The sequence below is a fragment of the Streptosporangium sp. G12 genome (genome assembly GCF_052983175.1).
Window position 1 is genome coordinate 116699 of sequence record NZ_JBRIQO010000012.1, and the last position, 16376, is coordinate 133074.

11 protein-coding genes are annotated in these 16376 nt (G+C 73.7%); 6 read left to right on the top strand and 5 right to left on the bottom strand.

Annotated features, from left to right (window positions below; genetic code table 11):
* Positions 1 to 13: 13 nt before the first annotated feature.
* Positions 14 to 1594: a PucR family transcriptional regulator ligand-binding domain-containing protein gene (locus ACVCAG_RS19610; RefSeq protein WP_440084746.1), complete on the bottom strand. Its 1581-nt coding sequence runs from the start codon at positions 1592 to 1594 to the stop codon at positions 14 to 16.
* A gap of 189 nt (positions 1595 to 1783) precedes the next feature.
* Here ACVCAG_RS19610 and ACVCAG_RS19615 point away from each other — a divergent pair, with 189 nt between their 5' ends.
* The 5 genes from ACVCAG_RS19615 to ACVCAG_RS19635 all read left to right on the top strand — a co-directional run bounded on the left by ACVCAG_RS19615 (position 1784) and on the right by ACVCAG_RS19635 (position 9241).
* Positions 1784 to 2677 carry a DUF2877 domain-containing protein gene (locus ACVCAG_RS19615; RefSeq protein WP_440084747.1) on the top strand — a complete coding sequence of 298 codons (894 nt, stop codon included), beginning with the start codon at positions 1784 to 1786 and terminating at the stop codon, positions 2675 to 2677.
* Entirely contained in the window at positions 2664 to 4067 is a 1404-nt protein-coding gene (locus tag ACVCAG_RS19620; RefSeq protein ID WP_440084748.1) for an FdrA family protein, read from the top strand. Before ACVCAG_RS19615 ends, ACVCAG_RS19620 begins: the two co-directional genes overlap by 14 nt.
* A 25-nt stretch (positions 4068 to 4092) precedes the next feature.
* Positions 4093 to 5508: an oxamate carbamoyltransferase subunit AllG family protein gene (locus ACVCAG_RS19625; RefSeq protein WP_440084749.1), complete on the top strand. Its 1416-nt coding sequence runs from the start codon at positions 4093 to 4095 to the stop codon at positions 5506 to 5508.
* 221 nt (positions 5509 to 5729) lie between these two features.
* Complete coding sequence (locus tag ACVCAG_RS19630; protein WP_440084750.1) at positions 5730 to 7853, top strand: protein kinase domain-containing protein; 2124 nt, start codon at positions 5730 to 5732, stop codon at positions 7851 to 7853.
* Between the two features lie 74 nt (positions 7854 to 7927).
* A complete protein-coding gene (locus tag ACVCAG_RS19635; protein ID WP_440084751.1) occupies positions 7928 to 9241 on the top strand; it encodes an MFS transporter in 1314 nt (437 codons plus the stop codon).
* Positions 9242 to 9277: 36 nt separating this feature from the next.
* Here the strand turns inward: ACVCAG_RS19635 and ACVCAG_RS19640 are convergent, their stop codons facing one another.
* From ACVCAG_RS19640 to ACVCAG_RS19650, 3 genes are all read right to left on the bottom strand, one after another.
* The gene (locus tag ACVCAG_RS19640) at positions 9278 to 10882 is read right to left on the bottom strand and encodes a bifunctional 3'-5' exonuclease/DNA polymerase (RefSeq protein ID WP_440084752.1); all 1605 of its coding nucleotides are present in this window, start codon (positions 10880 to 10882) and stop codon (positions 9278 to 9280) included.
* 35 nt (positions 10883 to 10917) lie between these two features.
* Positions 10918 to 12426 (bottom strand): metallophosphoesterase, encoded by a 1509-nt coding sequence (locus tag ACVCAG_RS19645; RefSeq protein ID WP_440084753.1) that lies wholly within the window; start codon positions 12424 to 12426, stop codon positions 10918 to 10920.
* Between the two features lie 92 nt (positions 12427 to 12518).
* Positions 12519 to 14180, bottom strand: coding sequence for a protein kinase domain-containing protein (locus tag ACVCAG_RS19650; protein WP_440084754.1), 1662 nt, complete (start codon positions 14178 to 14180; stop codon positions 12519 to 12521).
* Positions 14181 to 14298: 118 nt separating this feature from the next.
* Between ACVCAG_RS19650 and ACVCAG_RS19655 the strand changes: the two genes are divergently transcribed.
* On the top strand, positions 14299 to 14709 hold the full coding sequence (locus ACVCAG_RS19655; protein ID WP_362681037.1) for an acyl-CoA thioesterase: 411 nt from the start codon (positions 14299 to 14301) through the stop codon (positions 14707 to 14709).
* A gap of 65 nt (positions 14710 to 14774) precedes the next feature.
* Here the strand turns inward: ACVCAG_RS19655 and ACVCAG_RS19660 are convergent, their stop codons facing one another.
* Complete coding sequence (locus ACVCAG_RS19660) at positions 14775 to 16349, bottom strand: FAD-linked oxidase C-terminal domain-containing protein (protein WP_440084755.1); 1575 nt, start codon at positions 16347 to 16349, stop codon at positions 14775 to 14777.
* Between the last annotated feature and the right edge of the window lie 27 nt (positions 16350 to 16376).

Here is a 16376-nt window from a genome sequence, read left to right on the forward strand (position 1 = left end):
AGCTTAGATCCCGTCAGATCCCGCGCATCCGCAGGACGTGCAGGGCGAGGGTGAGGTTCAGGCGCAGGTGGGCGTCCTCGGTGAAGCCGCCGAGCATGCGTTCCAGCTTGCCGATCCGGTAGCGCAGCGTGTTGTAGTGGAAGTGCAGCCTGCGCGCCGTCTCGGCCACGTTGAGGTTGGTCTCCAGCAGCACCTGCAGCGTACGGCGCAGGTCGGCGTTCTCCGCGTCGTCGTCCGAGGCGAGCGGCCCGAGGGTCTCGCGGACGAAGGCGTGCAGCTCGGCGGTGTCGTTGACCAGGGAGAGCAGCCGGTAGACGCCGAGCTGGTCGAAGTGCGCGACCGCGCCGTTGCCGTGCAGCTGGCGGCCCACCCGCGCGGCCTTCAGCGCCTGGCCGTACGCCTCGGGCAGCGCCTCGGCCCCGATGGCGGTGCGGCTGGCGCCGGTGGAGAAGGTGGCGGGCAGGGACTCGGCGAAGGCCGCCGCGGCGTCCTTGGCCAGGCGGCCCGCGTCGACGGACGCGTCCACGACGGTGACGACCTCGTGGGAGAACCCGGCCACCGCGCCGCGCACGTCGTGGCGGCGCATCGCGCCGGTCCAGCAGGTGACCAGGCGGTCCTGGGCGGCCCGCTCGTCACCCTCGGGGTCGAGCTCGGCCACCAGCACGGTGACCGGGCGCTGCAGGTCCCAGCCGAAGGCCCTGGCCCGGGAGGCGACCCGTTCGGAGCCCCCGGCCCTGCCGGTGAGCACGTCGCGCAGGAAGTCGGCGCGGTACTTGCTCTCGACGGCGTTGACCGCCTCCTGCCGGGTCACCACCAGCGCGGCGACCGTGGCGGCACGTTCCAGAATGCCGACGTCGCCGTCACCGATGGACCCGACAGGGCCGCAGGCGACGATCCTGCCGTGGTGGTGGCCACCCGCCACGACCGGCACCGAGGTGTGGTGCCCCTCAGGGGTTCCGGCGGCCCCAGGGGCCTCGCGCAGCGTGGCCACGTGCTCGACGGGCCCGGCCGCGGCCAGCACGTGGCCCGTCCCGTCCAGCACCGCCACCCCCACGCCCAGCAGCCCGGCGACCTCGGCCGTCACCTCGCGCAGCCCGCCCCCGGCGAGCACGACCTGGACCAGCGCCCGGTGCGCCTCCTCGGCCCTGGCCAGCACGGCGGCCTGGCGGTTGAGGATGTCGGTCAGGACCTGGTTGAGGATGTCGTCGAAGCCGACGTTGTCGGGAAGCTGGATGAGCGGGAAGCCCAGCCGGTCGGCCTGCTCCACCATCTCCTCGGGCAGCTCGTCGAGATAGCGGCCGAGCTTGACGGCGAGCGCGGCCAGGCCGCGCTCGTCGAGGTCGGCCACCAGCCTGCCGAGCGACTGGGGGGTGTTGCGCAGCGGGTAGCCGGTGGTGAGCAGCAGCTCGTGCGGCTTGACCCAGGCCAGGACGTCGGGCACCTCCATCACGTTGAGGCGCTGCACGACGCGGTCCAGGCCCCGCTCCCCCGCGATCAGCCGGGCCCCCGCCAGTGTCGAGACGCCGAGGACCTCGCCGACGGCGACGCCATGGATGATCGTTCCGGTGCTCGCCGGGCGCACGGGGGGTTCCATGAGGTGATTGTGACTGATGGACCCGTCTGTCAGGAAGAGCCAACCTTTGGGCAGACTGTTGGCAGCTTTCTCCGTACGGCCTGTGTCCGCGCCCGTTCTACCGTCGGCTCAATGGATGGGGGAGTCCGTGAGCGAGCGAACCGCTGGAGAGAGCACCTTCACACCCACGGGGCCGGCCGAGGAGCGCTCATGAGCGTCAAGACGCGCCCGAGGGCGCAGCGCGTACACGTACGGACACACCGGACCGGCGCGGCCAGCACGGCCCTGCGCCGGATGCTGGAGGCGCCCCGCCGCCCGGCGCGGGTGCTGGCGGCCTTCCCCGCCGGCGTCTACCTTGAGGTACGCACCGAGCTGGAACCGCAGGTCATCGCGGTGGTGACCGGGGAGGCCACCCGCCTGCCCAACGCCATGGTGGTCACCGGCCCGATGCCGAAGGTCGCGGTGGGCGACGAGGCGTCCGTCGGCGACGGTTCGATCGACGTCGGGCGGCTCAGCCTGCGGGCCCACCGCTGGTGGAACCCGGCCCCGCCGCTCGGCGCCGTGGACGTCGCGCGGCTGGCCCGCTCGCTGCCCGCGATGGCGGAGCTGTGCGAGCGGTCGCCGAGGCGTCCGGGGCTGGAGGGCAACGGCGCGGCCGGCCTGCTGGCCCAGGGATGCGCCGAGGGCTCGCTGCTGAAGAGCGTGGTCGCCGCCGAGCAGCTGGTCGGCCTGGGTCCCGGGCTCACGCCGAGCGGTGACGACGTGCTCGCGGGACTGCTGGTCGCGCTGCGCCATCTGGGCGGGGCGGCGGGGGCGGGCCGGGCCGTCTGGCTGGCCGGCTGGCTGGCCGCGGCGGTCACCTTCGACGTGCGCGGCAGGACCACCCCCATCTCGGCGGCGCTGCTGCACTGCGCCGCCCGGGGCGAGGCCAGCGGCGAGGTGCTGGCCGTGCTGCGGGGCGTGGCGGGACGGCAGTCCCTGGAGCCGGCGCTGCACCGCCTCCTGCAACTGGGCCACACCTCCGGGGCGGACCTGGCGTGGGGGCTGCGGATCGGGCTCGCGGCGGTGATCGATCTGGAAGGCGGGGGCAATGGCGAGTACTGATGTGGTCCGGACGCGTACGGGGGTCTACCACGACTCCGTGAGCCTGATGCGGGTCAGCCGCGCGGCGGCCGCGCTGCCCGGCGTGGAGGTCGCGGTGGTGGCGATGGCCACCGAGCTCAACCTCGGGATCGCCGCCGAGCTGGGCTTCGACCTTCCCCGGGCGGATCCCGCCGACCTGCTGATCGCGCTGCGCGGCGAGGCGGACGCCCTGGAGGCCGCGTCCGCGGAACTCGACGGGCTGCTCGCCGCGCTGTCGGCCCCGTCCGCGGGTGGCGGCGGTGCCGCCGAGCGCCCCCCGCGGACCGTCCGCGCCGCGGCCCGCGAGCGCGCCGCCACCCTGGCCCTGGTCTCGGTGCCGGGCCCGCACGCGTTCGCCGAGGCGCTGGACGCCGTCGAGGCGGGCCTGTCCGTGATGATCTTCAGTGACAACGTGCCGGTCGAGCAGGAGGTGCTGCTCAAGAGGCGCGCCGCCGAGCGCGGCGTGCTGGTCATGGGTCCCGACTGCGGCACCGCGGTGGTCGGCGGGGCGGGTCTCGGCTTCGCGAACGTCCTGCGGCCGGGCCCGGTCGGGCTGGTGGCCGCCTCGGGGACCGGTGCGCAGCAGGTGACCTGCCTGCTCGACCTGGCGGGGGTGGGGGTGTCGCACGTGCTGGGCGTGGGCGGTCGCGACCTGTCCGCGGACGTGGGCGGGCTGTCCACCCTGCGCGCCCTGGAGGCCCTCGACGCCGACCCGGCCACGGAGCTGATCGTCCTGATCTCCAAGCCTCCGGCCCCCGAGGTCGCACGGGCCGTCGAGGAGGCCGTGGCGAAACTCGGCACGCCGGTCGTGACCGCCCTGCTCGGTCCCGGCCGGGACGACCTGACCTCGGTGACCGAGGCCGCCCTGCGCGCCCTCGGCGTCCCTGTCCCCACCTGGCCCTCCTGGCCCGTCCCCGGGACGGGCGGCGCGGGAGCCGGGGGGAACCTGCGGGGGATCTACTCGGGCGGGACGCTGTGCGTGGAGGGGCGGCTGGTCGCCGGGCGCGGCGAGTTCACCGACTTCGGCGACGACGCCTACACGGTCGGCAGGGCCCACCCGATGATCGACCCGACGCTCCGCCTGGAGGCCCTGGCCGAGGTGCCGCCCGGCGACGTCGTCCTGCTCGACGTGGTGCTCGGCCACGGCGCCGACCCCGACCCCTCCGCCAGGCTCGCGCCCGCGATCGCCGAGGCCGTCGCGAGAGGCGTCACGGCGGTGGTCGCGCTGGTCGGCTCCGAGGGTGACCCGCAGGGGCTGGCCGCGCAGGCCGGGGCCCTGAACGCGGCGGGGGCCGCGGTGTTCACGTCCAACGCCGGGGCCGCCGGGTACGCCGCGCGAGCGGCCGCCGGGATCACCGCGAACGCCCGTTGACCGTTTTCAGGTTCAGGGAGAACTGATGACGCTGTCCATGCTTTCCGGCGAGCCGGAAGTGATCACTGTGGGGGCCGACGTGCTCGGCGAGGCGCTGGACGCGCAGGCCGTCCCGCGGGTCCGGGTGGACTGGCGCCCGCCGATGCCCGGCACCGAGGCGGACCTGGCCAGGGTGCTGGCCGACCCGCGCAGGGTCCGCGCCAACGAGACGGCCGTGGGCCGCCTGGTCTCGGCGCGGCCTCAGCTCGTCGGGGTGCGGCCCGCGCACGAGGTGCTCGACCTGCCGAGGGGGACGTTCCTGCACGCGGGACCGCCGATCGAGTGGGAACGGGCGTCGGGCCCGATGCGGGGCGCGCTCATCGGGGCGATGCTGCTGGAGGGTCTGGCCGCCGACGCCGGGGAGGCCGAGGAGCGGCTGGCCGCCGGGCGGGCCCGGTTCGACTCCTGCCACCACCACCGGACCGTCGGGCCGATGGCGGGCGTGGTCACCCCGTCGATGTGGATGTTCGAGGTCCACGACGCCGAGCACGGCGGCACCGCCTACTGCTCGCTCAACGAGGGCCTGGGCAAGGTGCTGCGGTACGGCGCGTACGGTCCCGAGGTGCTGGAACGGCTGCGCTGGATGGCCGAGGTGCTCGGCCCGGTGCTCCAGGCCACCCTGCAGCGGAGCGGGCCGCTCGACCTCAGGTCGCTGGCCGCGCAGGCCCTGCAGATGGGCGACGAGCTGCACAACCGCAACCGCGCCGCCACCTCGCTGCTGGTGCGCGAGCTCGCCCCCGACGTGGTGGAGGCCGCTCCCGGCCACGCCGCCGAGGTCCTGCGCTTCGTCAACGGCAACGACCACTTCTTCCTCAACGCGGGCATGGCCGCGTGCAAGGTCAGCACGGACGCCGCCCGGGACGTCCCCGGCTCCACGATGGTCGTCGCGATGGCCCGCAACGGCACGGACTTCGGGGTCCAGGTCTCCGGGCTGGGCGACCGGTGGTTCACCGGCCCCGCGGGCGTGCCGGACGGTCTCTACCTGGGCGCGTACGGCCCGGACGACGCCAACCCCGACATCGGCGACTCGACGATCACCGAGACGGCGGGGCTGGGCGGCTTCGCGATGGCCGCGGCCCCGGCGATCGTGAGGTTCGTCGGCGGCGACGTGTCGGACGCGATGGCGGCCACCCGGTCCATGTACGAGATCACCCTGGCCGAGCACCCCGCGTACCAGATCCCGGGGCTGGACTTCCGGGGCACGCCGGTCGGCGTCGACGTCACGCTGGTCGCCAGGACGGGCCTGCTGCCCACCGTGAACACCGGTATCGCCGGACGGGTCGCGGGGACCGGACAGGTCGGCGCGGGCCTGGTCAGCCCGCCCGCCTCGGCCTTCACCTCGGCGCTGGCCGCGCTGGCCGCGGCGGCCGAGGTGACCGATCATGAACATACGGCGTCTTAGTGATCTTTTGTCTATTAAGATTGGGTAAAGCTGACAATTCCGCCATCCGCCGGTAGCATTCGGCGACGTCAGAGCGCGGGCGCAGACCTCAGTGATCCGGAGAACACCGATCCTGACAAATACCGTCACGTGCTTTCTCAGCATGCAAACTTCCATAACCAAATGCCATCTCGCTATCGTGTCCACCTCACGAAAGCGCTGGTTATGGGGAACGGGGAACGATGACCGATCGCTTGCTCGGGAGAAACCCCCAGGGGCCTGAGGGCGGCGATTCCGCCGGCGGAACACCGGAGGGCCAGGGCAGGCTGGTGGGCAGGCGCTACCGCCTGGTGTCACCGGTGGGCCGTGGCGGCATGGGCATGGTGTGGCACGCGCACGACGTCCTGCTCGACCGGGACGTCGCGGTCAAGGAGCTGATCCTCCCCTACGGGCTCGACCACGCGGGCACCCAGGGAGCCCACCGGCGGATGCTGCGCGAGGCCCGCTCGGCGGCCCGGCTCAGCCACCCCGGCATCGTCACCGTCCACGACGTCGTCGAGGAGGACGGCCGCCCCTGGATCGTGATGGAGCTGGTCCGCGCCTGGTCGCTGGAGCAGGCCGTGCGGCAGAGCGGGCCGCTGCCGGTGGTGCAGGCCGCCGAGATCGGCGTCCGGGTGCTCGACGCGCTCCGCCACGCCCACGCCGCCGGGATCATGCACCGCGACGTCAAGCCGGGCAATGTGCTGCTCACCTCCGACCGGGTGGTCCTCACCGACTTCGGCATCGCCGCGATCGAGGGCGACGTCGCGATCACCCAGACCGGCCTGCTGATGGGCTCGCCCGGCTACATCCCGCCGGAGCGGCTGTCGGGCCAGCCGGTCACGCAGTCCTCCGACCTGTGGTCCTTCGGCGCCACCCTGTACGCGGCGGTCGAGGGGCGGCCTCCCTACGAGGGTCCGGACGCGGTGGCCGTACTCGGCGCGATCCTCACCCAGGAGCCCAGCCGCCCCCAGCGGGCCGGCGCCCTGATCACCGTCATCGAGGGCCTGCTCCGCAAGAACCCCGCCGACCGGATGAGCGCCTCGCAGGTGTCCGACCTGCTCGACCGGATACTGCGCAGCCACGGCTCCAGCACCCCGAACCGCGCGCCCACCCCCTCGCCCTCGTCGATGCCGGTCCCCGGCGACTCCATGCCGATCCACCTGATGCCCCCGCTGGACATGCCGTCGGGGCCGATGCCCTCCCGGATCATCGAGACGCCCTCCGGCCCGATCCGGGTGCCGTACGGCTCGGGCAACGACTCCTCCGGTGGCCACCCGCTCCCCTACGACGCGCTCTCCGGCCCGTCGGGATCCCAGCGCGCGGACCTGCTGTCCTTCCCCGCCTCCGCCTCCGGCGGGTTCCCGCGGGCGGGCGGGCCGCCCGCCGACGCGGCCACCGGCCTGACCGGCGGGCACCAGCGCGGCTACGACGCGCTGCGCATCCCGGCGACCGGGCCCGACGGCAACCCGTTCGACCCGCTGACCAGCTTCTCGGGCGACCTGCCCGTCGCCGCGCCGGCCGCGCCGCTGTCCGCGCCACCGGCCGCACCGCGGCGCGGCGGGCAGAGCGAGGCGTCCCGGGCCCGCGAGGCGGCGCTCTGGCCCACCCCCTCCTCGCCGGAGGCGCCCTCCCGCGCCGCCGTACGGGACTCGCAGAGTCCGACCTCTCCCGGCCGGAGCGGGGCGCGCGGGAGCGCGCGCCGCGCGCAGGGAAACGAGGGCGGCGGTCCCGACGTCCGCCTGCTGATGTTCGGCGGGGGCGGCGTGCTGGCCATCGTGGTCGCCGGGCTGCTCGTCTTCCTGCCCGGCGGGAACTCCGATCCCGCGGCCCCCGCGACCCCGTCCACGGCGATCTCCACGGCGGCCGAGCCGCTGACCCCCGCCGGGCCGAGCGAGGTCCCCGAGGGCTTCAAGCGGGTGGACGCCGCCGGCGTCTCCGGCGCGGTGCCCGACGGCTGGACGGTGAAGGAGAGCGCCGGCGGAACGGCCACCTTCTCCGGGCCGAAGGGCGGCGGACAGAACATCGTCGTCGCCAAGGTGCCGGTCGCGGAGCCGGTGCTGGCACTGAGCAGGGCGAGCAAGAAGGGCCTGGACGAATACACCGAGGTCGGCGTGACGGCGGTGAACTACCGCACGTGGAAGGCCGCGGACTGGGAGTACACCTACGTCCAGTCCAACGGCGTCCCGATGCACGGGCTGACGCGCTACATCGCCGTCAACGGCCTGACCGCCTACCAGATCACGTTCAGGGTCCAGGATCTGGACTGGGAGAAGAACTCGGAGATCCTCCAGACGTTCTTCGCCACCTTCGTACCGGTCGACTGATCCGCCGGCCGTCTCCTCGCCCCGTCGGCGAAATGGCCTCGTGGTCCGGTCATGAGTGATGGCAGACTTCGCTCGTGACCGCGAACCCCACGAACACCGCGAACCCCGGCGGCTCCCCCAATGCGGAACGGATCGCCGCCGTGCAGCGGCGGACGCTCACCGTCCTGTCCGCCGCCCAGATCAGCGGCGGGATCGGTGTCGCCGTGGGGCTCACCTTCAGCTCGGTGACCGTGGAGGAGCTCTCCGGCTCCACCGCGCTCAGCGGGCTGGCCGGGACCGCGACCGTGCTGGGCGCCGCGCTGCTGGCACTGCCCACCGCGAGATCGTCCGGCAGGGGCGGGCGGCGGGCCGGGCTCGCCCTGGCCTACGGGTGCGCCCTGCTCGGCTGCCTGGTCTCGCTGCTCGCCGTCGGCCTGGGATCGTGGCCGCTGCTGCTGGCCGGGCTGGTGCTGTTCGGCGCGGCCAGCGCGGGAGGCCTGGCCTCGCGCTACGCCGCGACCGACCTGTCCCCGCCGGGGCACTCGGCCCGGCACCTGTCGCTGGTGGTGTGGGCCACCACCGTCGGATCGGTCACCGGGCCGAACCTCGCGGGACCGGCGGAGCGGTTCAGCGCCGGACTCGGGCTGCCGACGGGCAGCGGCCCGTTCGCCCTCGCCCTGCTGGGCTTCGCCGTCGCCCTCGGCATCATCGTGATCGCCCTGCGCCCCGATCCGCTGCTCCTGGCCCACGCCGCCCTCCGTGCCCCGGACGCGTCTCCGGCTCCCGGCACCCCCGCGTCCGGCCAGGCCGGCTCTCCGGAGAAGGGCGGGAGAACGTTCCGTACCGCCTGGCGGGTGCTGCGCGAGACGCCCGTGGCGGGCCGCGCCCTGGTCGCGATCGCGGTCAGCCACACCGCGATGGTCTCGGTCATGTCCATGACGCCGGTCCACCTCGACCACGGCGGCTCGACGTACACGGTCATCGGCATCGTGATCAGCCTGCACATCGCGGGGATGTACGTCCTGTCACCCGTGGTCGGCTGGCTGGCCGACCGGGCCGGCAGGACCCCGGTGCTGGTACTGGGGATGGGCCTGCTGCTGGCCGCCGCCGTCCTCGCGGGCGGGGCCGGGGCGCACGACGTCCCGCAGGTGACCGCCGGCCTGGTCCTGCTCGGCCTCGGCTGGTCGTGCGGGCTGATCTCCGGCTCGGCGATGCTCAGCGAGGCCGTGCCGCTGGAACACCGCACCCCCGTGCAGGGCCTCTCGGACCTGCTGATGAACGTCTGCGGCGCGACCGGCACCGTGATCGCCGGAGTGATCGTCGGCAGCCTGTCGTACGGCGTGCTCGGCGCGGCCGTCGCGGTCATGGTGACGGTCACCGGTGCCTGGCTGGCCCTGGCCCGCGCCTGAGCGCGGTCAGGGCCGGAGTGCGCGGGGCGCCGGGCGTCATTTGGCGTCGGCGTAGCACCTGACCGCGACGGCCTGCATGGGGAAGCGCACCGGGGTCGATCCGAACAGCAGCCGGGTCGCCTCCTCCGCGGCCTTGCCGACCGCCGCGACGACCTCGCCGGCCTGGTCGGCCGGGCAGTGCACCATCACCTCGTCGTGCTGGAAGAACACCAGCCTGGCCGGGTCGGGCAGCAGGCCGCGCAGCACGGCCATCAGCGCGAGCGCCCACTCGGCCGCGGTCGCCTGGACGACGAAGTTGCGGGTGAACCGGCCGCGGTCGCGGGCCGCGCGGCCCCCCTCGGGACCGGAGACCAGCTCCCGCCAGCCCGCGGAGGGCGGGGGCGAGGTGCGGCCCAGCCAGGAGCGGACCACCTTGCCCTCCTCCCCCGCCCGGGCGGCGTCCTCCACGAACCGGTGGGCGAGGGGGAAGCGCCGGCGCATCACGGCCAGCAGCTTGGACGCGTCACCGCTGGTGCCCCCGTACATCGCCGACAGCATGGCGAGCTTGGCGTTGTCGCGCTCGCCGCCGAACGCCTTCGCCAGCGCCTGGTAGAGGTCGGCCTGCCCGGCGGCCCTGGCCAGGCCGCCGTCTCCCGCCATGGCGGCCAGCACCCGCGGCTCCAGCTGGGCCGCGTCGGCGACGACGAGTGTCCAGCCCTCGTCGGCCACGATGACCTTGCGCATCAGCTTGTGGATCTGCAGGGCCCCGCCGCCGTTGGTGGCCCAGCGGCCCGTCACCACGCCGCCCACCACGTATTCGGGGCGGAAGCGGTGGTCGCGCACCCACTGGTCGGCCCAGGCCCAGCCGTGGAAGCTGTAGAACCTGGCCATCTCCTTGTAGGCGAGCAGGGGCGCGACGCCCGGGTGCTCGACCTGCTTGATGTCGTGGGCCCGGGTGGAGGCGACCGGCACGCCCGCCGCCTTGAACGCCCTGACGATCTGCTGCGGGGAGTCGGGGTTGAACGACGTGCCGAAGGCCGCCGCCACCTGGTCGGCCAGGGCCTGGAGCTTGACGGGCCGCATGCCGTGCACCGGGCGCGGGCCGAGCAGGCCGGTCAGCAGCTCGTCGTGCACGTCCTCCCGCCAGGGCATGCCCTCCTGGGCCATCTCCGCGGCGATCAGCGCCCCGGCCGACTCGGCGGCGACCAGCAGCCGGAACCGCCGCGGGTCGGCGGTGGCCTCGATGCGGCGCAGCTGGTCGGCGTACACCTCGGCGATCAGGTTCGCGTCCGGCGGGGGCGCCTCCTCCTCGAAGAGGGTGGCCTGCCGCGCCTGCCCCCCGGCGGGCCCGTGGTGGTCGTCGGGCACGGGGAGGCCGTGCAGCCGGGCGTGGGCCGCGGGGACGGACCTCGGCTCGCCGAACCGCCCCTCGTGGGCCAGGAGCAGGCCCTCGGTCAGCACCAGGTCGTGGCAGCGCGCCAGCCGCACCCCGGCGGCGAGCAGCGCGGGGTAGACCTCCCGCGTGTCGGCCCAGACCCAGCGCGGGCTCCGGGCCTCCAGCTCGCGGGCGGCCGAGGCCAGATCGGCGACGGCCCCGGCGGGCTCGCCGTCCACACGCAGCACGCCCCCGCCCCCGGGAGCCGCCGCGACCGACACGTGCATACCCCAACACTGCCACGCCGCCACGACATTCTCGATCAGACGAGCGGTATGGCGATCTCGTCCTCGATCGGGGGTTCGATCTCCTGCTGCAGGCAGCCGGTGGCGGCGAAGCAGCGGATCGTCAGGACCTCCGGGGTCACCGAGATGTGCAGGAAGCTCTTGAAGAACGGCGGGGTGTCCCAGTCGGACAGCTCCGACAGGTAGCGGTGGAAGGTCCTGCCCACGGGCAGCCGCAGCGGCATCGGCCAGCCACCGAGGATCCGGGCCGCCCACCTCATCCGCCGGGTGATCGGCACGGCCGGGGTGTCCCGCACCGGGGTGTTGCCGATCCGGCGGGACATCAGCGCCGCGCTCTCGTCGGGCGTGAGGTAGAGCCAGCGCATGCGCAGCCGGTCGCTGTAGAGCCTGCTGTAGAACGACAGCGAGTCGCCGCGCAGCGGGTAACAGCGGTAGTCGTCCTCGTCCAGGCCGCCGACGGTGACCCTCGGGATGGTGTGGGTGGCGTGCATGAAGGCCCCGGAGCCGCCCGCCACGAGATACTGGATGGTCCGCTCCCCGACCTTGATCGGGAAGCGCTGGTAGTTGTGCACGTCGCCGCCTATCGCCGCGACGTAGTTGTGCGCGGGATCGGTGACGATGTCGTCGATGGTGCCGCCGCCGGCCAGCTTCGACGGCTTGTGGTCGTTACGGGTGTAGATGGGCTTCCCGGTGATCAGCACCTTGGGCCGGGGGTCGCGGGAGACCGTGCGCAGCCATTCGGCCTGCTCCCTGTCGATGTCACCGCGGATCCCGGTGTCCACGCCGACGATGAGCAGCCCCGGAGTCTCCATCGCCCAGTAGGGGGCGGGCTGCACGACCCGCTGCTCGGGCCGCGCCCGCCACTCGCGCGCCCTGGCCAGCCGGGCCTCGTCGATCTTCTCGGGCTTGCGCCAGAGCAGGCCGCGCAGCCCCGAGGGCGACAGCTTGAACCCCTCGTTCTCGGCCGCCAGCGCCGGGGCGTCGCAGAAGACGCGCATGAAGCCGCCGAGCCCGTCGTACCAGTCGTGGTTGCCGGGGATCGCGTAGATCGGCGCCCGGTAGCCCTGGTACGGGCGGAAGAACTTGTCCTCGTACTCGTTGCCCGAGCCGGTGGGGTAGATCACGTCACTGGCGACGACCGCGAAGGCGGTGTCCTCGCCGATCTTGAGCATGCCCGGCACCACGGCGTACTGCGAGGCGTCGCCCTCCCCCGTGTCGCCGAGGACCAGGAAGGAGAACTCGGGGCCGACGTCCATCGGGATGCGGAAGGAGGGGTCGACGCCCCGGTCCCGCTGGGAGCCCACCCAGCGCGCCCGCACCTGCCCCGAGGGGTCTCCGAACAGGATCGCGAGGACCTCGTTCCGCGACCGCCAGATGGTGCGCGGGTTCAGCCAGGAGAAGGTCTCCTTGCTGGGCAGCAGGTCCGTGAAGGTACCCGTCTGGGCGCAGGACCAGCCCGCGCCCTCCTTCGACACCCGGGAGGAGGCCTCACGCCCGCGCTCCGCCGCCTGTCCTATGTCAACCATGTCCCATATCTTGGCAATGATCTTAAAGGGCCGCACGTCCTCTTCGGAAAGCACGGGGAAGCACGGGGAAACGCGAGAAGGCCCGCGACGGCTCAGGGGAGGCGGCCGATCTCGAAGTCGTCGAAGTACGCCCGGGTCGCGGCCTCCGCGTCGGAACGCTGCTGGACGTGCAGGCCGAAGCCGGGCCGGCCGGTGGCCTCCTTGACCTCGGTGTCCACCACCTCCGCCACGAGGTGGTCACCGGCCCACAGTCCCACCCGCACCTCACCGTCGCCGCGCTCGCACCGTGCCCGCAGCGTGACGGGGCCCTTGCCGAATCCCGGGATCGGCAGGTCGGCCGTGAGGTCCCAGGTCCTTCCCGCCACCGCCTTGCCGATCCTGGCCCTGCCGTCCGGGCCGAACTCCAGCGAGTAGTAGAAGGAGTTCTCGGGATTCCTGTCCTTGGAGTACTCGCAGTAGATCCCCGCCCACGCGCCGTTCCTCCCCCCCTGGACGATCTCGGTCTTGACGCCGATCAGCACCCGGTCCGGGATCTCGGCGTTGACGACCGCGCCGGCCCACCGGTCGACGCTGGAGCCGTCGGTGAGCATCGTGTAGCGGCCGTCCCCCGTGTAGCCGTACGAGGTGTTGAGGCCGGTGAGGCCGCTGGACCAGCCCGAGGTGTCGGCGGAGAAGCCCTCCCGGTACAGCACGTCGGTGATCTCGGGCGGTCCGCCGGAGACCAGGCGGCTCCCGACCACGGCGACCGCCGCCAGCAGCAGGACTCCGGCCGCCGCGGCCCCGATGACCACCGGGCGCCACCGCCACACCGCCGGGCCCGCGCCGCCCGGCCCGTCCGCCGGGTCCACGACGGTCCGCGCGGCCTGCGGGACGAGGCCGGAGAGGTTCAGCCGCAGCGTGCCCGCCACCTTGGCGGTGTCCTCCGCGTCGCTCCGCCCGACCAGCCCGGCCAGCAGTTCCCTGACGGTCGGCCGGGCCGCGGGGTCCTTGGCGAGCGCGGCCTCGACCACGCCGCGCAGCGCGGGGTCGACGTCGTCCAGCCGGGGAACGTCGTGCACGACGCGGTAGAGCGCCTCGGGGACGGTCCTGGAGGAGAAGGGCGACCTGCCCGTCGCGGCGGCGGCCACCACGCATCCCCAGGCGAAGACGTCGGCGGGCGGGCCCGCCCGCTCCCCCGAGACCAGCTCGGGGGCCATGTACTCGGGGGTGCCGAGGATGTGGCCCGTCGCGGTCTGCCCGTCCTCCGCGGCCAGGGCCCGCGCGATGCCGAAGTCGATCACCCGCGGCCCCAGCGGGGAGAGCAGCACGTTGGCGGGCTTGAGGTCGCGGTGGACGATCCCCGCGCCGTGGATCGCGGTGAGCGCGGTCGCCACCCCGACGGCCAGCGCCTCCAGGTTGGATCCGCTCAGCGGCCCGTGGTCACGCAGCACGCGGGCCAGGTCGGGGCCGGCGACGTACTCCGTCACCACCCAGAGCGGCTCGCCCTCCAGCCTGGCGTCCAGGACCGGCGCGGTGCAGAACCGGCTGACCTTGCGCGCCGCGGCCACCTCGTTCCTGAACCTGGCCACGAACTCCCGGTCCGCGGCCAGGTGCGCGTTGATCACCTTGACGGCCACCGGCCCCGACGGCCCCTCGGCGAGGTAGACCGTGCCCATCCCGCCCCTGCCCAGGCGGCCGGCGATGCGGTAGGGGCCGAGCTCGGTCGGATCCCCGCGGTCGAGGCCGAGAACGGGAGGGAGTCCGTATGCCGTCACGCTGGTGATCCTAGATTTGATGGATCACTCAATGAAGTGAAATTTCACTATCAAGGCAGGCTTGTTCGGAAATCGTCAGGCGGACCCGGAGCGACCCCCTCTGGAATATGGTTCTACTGTGTACGCCTACTGGGAGACGGTTCCGACCAGGTGGAAGGACAACGACGTCTACGGCCACGTCAACAACGCCGTCCACTACTCGATGATGGACACGGTGATCAACACCTGGCTGATCAGGACCGCAGGCCTGGACATCCACGGCGGCGACGCCATCGGCCTGTGCGTCGAGTCGCACTGCGTCTACCGGGCCTCGGTGTCCTTCCCCGAGGCCGTCAGGGTCGGGCTGCGGGTCGGCCGCCTGGGCCGCTCCAGCGTCCGGTACGAGCTGGGGCTGTTCCGCGAGGACGGCGAGACGGTCGTGGCGGAGGGCCACTTCGTCCACGTGTTCGTCGACCGGGAGACACGCCGGCCGGCCGGGATCCCCGGGCCGCTCCGCGAGGCCATGGAGAAGCTCGTGGTCGCCGGTTGACCTTCCGGGACGAGCTCGTCGGCCGGACCCTCCCGATCGCCCCTCCCCGGTCGAACCCGTACCCGTCACCTCCCCGGAGGGACGAGAACGCCGGGGTTGAGGACGCCCTCGGGGTCGAGCCGGTCCTTGATCCCGCGCAGGATCTCCACGCCCAGGTCGCCGATCTCGGTCGCGTAGGCCTCCCGGTGGTCGCGGCCGACGCCGTGGTGGTGCGAGACGGTGCCCCCGGCGGCGACGATCGCCTCGTTGACCGACCGCTTGGCCGCCTCCCACTGCCCGACGGGGTCGTCGCCCTGCGCCGTGACGACCGTGAAGTACAGGGAGGCGCCGGTGCCGTACACGTGGGAGATGTGGCACATCACCAGCGGCGAGCCGAGCGAGGCGTGCAGCGAGAGCCGTACGGCGTCGTAGAGGCGGGGCAGGTTGGACCAGAACCCGGCCGTCTCCAGCGTCTCGACGGTCGCCCCGGCGGCGAGCAGCGAGTCGCGCAGGTAGGGCGCGGAGTAGCGCCCGCGGGCCCACGACTCCCCCGGCTCCGTGCCGAGGTGGACGCCGCCGAGGCCCGACAGCACGGCGGCGACCCGCTCCCGCAGCGCGCGCACCTCGGAGAAGCCCTCGTACCCGGCGATCGCCAGGCAGCCCGCGCCGGTCGGCGAGGCGCCGATCTCGCCGGGGCGGGCCAGGCCGACCATGGTCTCGGTCTCGTCGGACAGGCGCAGCACGGTGGGCACGACACCCTCCTGGACGAGGTGTCGCAGCGCGGCCGTTCCCTCCGCGAACGACGCGAACCGCCACCCCTCGTAGACCCGCTCGGCGGGCGCGCGCCGGACGCGGAGCCGCAGGGAGGTGATCACGCCGAAGGCGCCCTCGGAGCCGAGGATCACCTGGCGCAGGTCGGGCCCGGCCGCCGACTTGGGCGCCCGGCCGAGTTCCAGGGTGCCGCGCGGAGTGGCCACGGTCATGCCGACCACCATGTCGTCGAAGCGCCCGTACCCGGCCGAGGCCTGGCCGCTGGAGCGGGCCGCGGCGAAGCCCCCCAGTGTGGCGTATTCGAACGACTGCGGGAAGTGACCTAGGGTGAATCCGTGCCCGGCCAGAAGCCGCTCGGCCTCCGGGGCCCGCAGTCCCGGCTCCATCTCGGCGACCATCGACTCCGCGTCGACGGCGACCAGCCGGTCCAGCCTGGCCAGGTCCAGCGCGACGACACCGGCGAAGCCCCGCCGGTCCGCGACCAGGCCGCCGACCACGGAGGTCCCGCCACCGAACGGGACCACCGCGACCCGGTGCGCGGCGCAGGCCGCCAGCACCTCCAGCACCTCCCGGTGGGAACCGGGCAGCACCACGGCGTCGGGCGCGTCGGAGCCGTCTCCGGCGCGCATGCGCATCAAGTCGGGGGTGGACTTGCCCCGGGTGTGCCGGACGCGGGCCTCGTCGTCGGAGCGCACGTGGCCGGCGCCGACGACGCCGCGCAGCTCCGCCAGGACGGGCGGGGAGAGGGTCACGGCGGGCAGCCGCACCTCGCCGAGCTCGGCGGCCCGGTCCTGCCGCGGGCGCACGCCCAGCACGTCCTGGAGCAGTTTTCTGACCGGTTCCGGCAGGTCGGCGGCCTTGCCGGGGTCACCCCAGCCGGACCAGAGCATGGGATCTGCAGCACTCGTCGGATTTTC

Coding starts and splice junctions, on each gene's coding strand:
- ACVCAG_RS19610 (WP_440084746.1), bottom strand. CDS start 1,594: ATGGAACCCCCCGTGCGCCCGGCGAGCACCGGAACGATCATCCATGGC.
- ACVCAG_RS19615 (WP_440084747.1), top strand. CDS start 1,784: ATGAGCGTCAAGACGCGCCCGAGGGCGCAGCGCGTACACGTACGGACA.
- ACVCAG_RS19620 (WP_440084748.1), top strand. CDS start 2,664: ATGGCGAGTACTGATGTGGTCCGGACGCGTACGGGGGTCTACCACGAC.
- ACVCAG_RS19625 (WP_440084749.1), top strand. CDS start 4,093: ATGACGCTGTCCATGCTTTCCGGCGAGCCGGAAGTGATCACTGTGGGG.
- ACVCAG_RS19630 (WP_440084750.1), top strand. CDS start 5,730: ATGACCGATCGCTTGCTCGGGAGAAACCCCCAGGGGCCTGAGGGCGGC.
- ACVCAG_RS19640 (WP_440084752.1), bottom strand. CDS start 10,882: ATGCACGTGTCGGTCGCGGCGGCTCCCGGGGGCGGGGGCGTGCTGCGT.
- ACVCAG_RS19645 (WP_440084753.1), bottom strand. CDS start 12,426: ATGGTTGACATAGGACAGGCGGCGGAGCGCGGGCGTGAGGCCTCCTCC.
- ACVCAG_RS19660 (WP_440084755.1), bottom strand. CDS start 16,349: ATGCTCTGGTCCGGCTGGGGTGACCCCGGCAAGGCCGCCGACCTGCCG.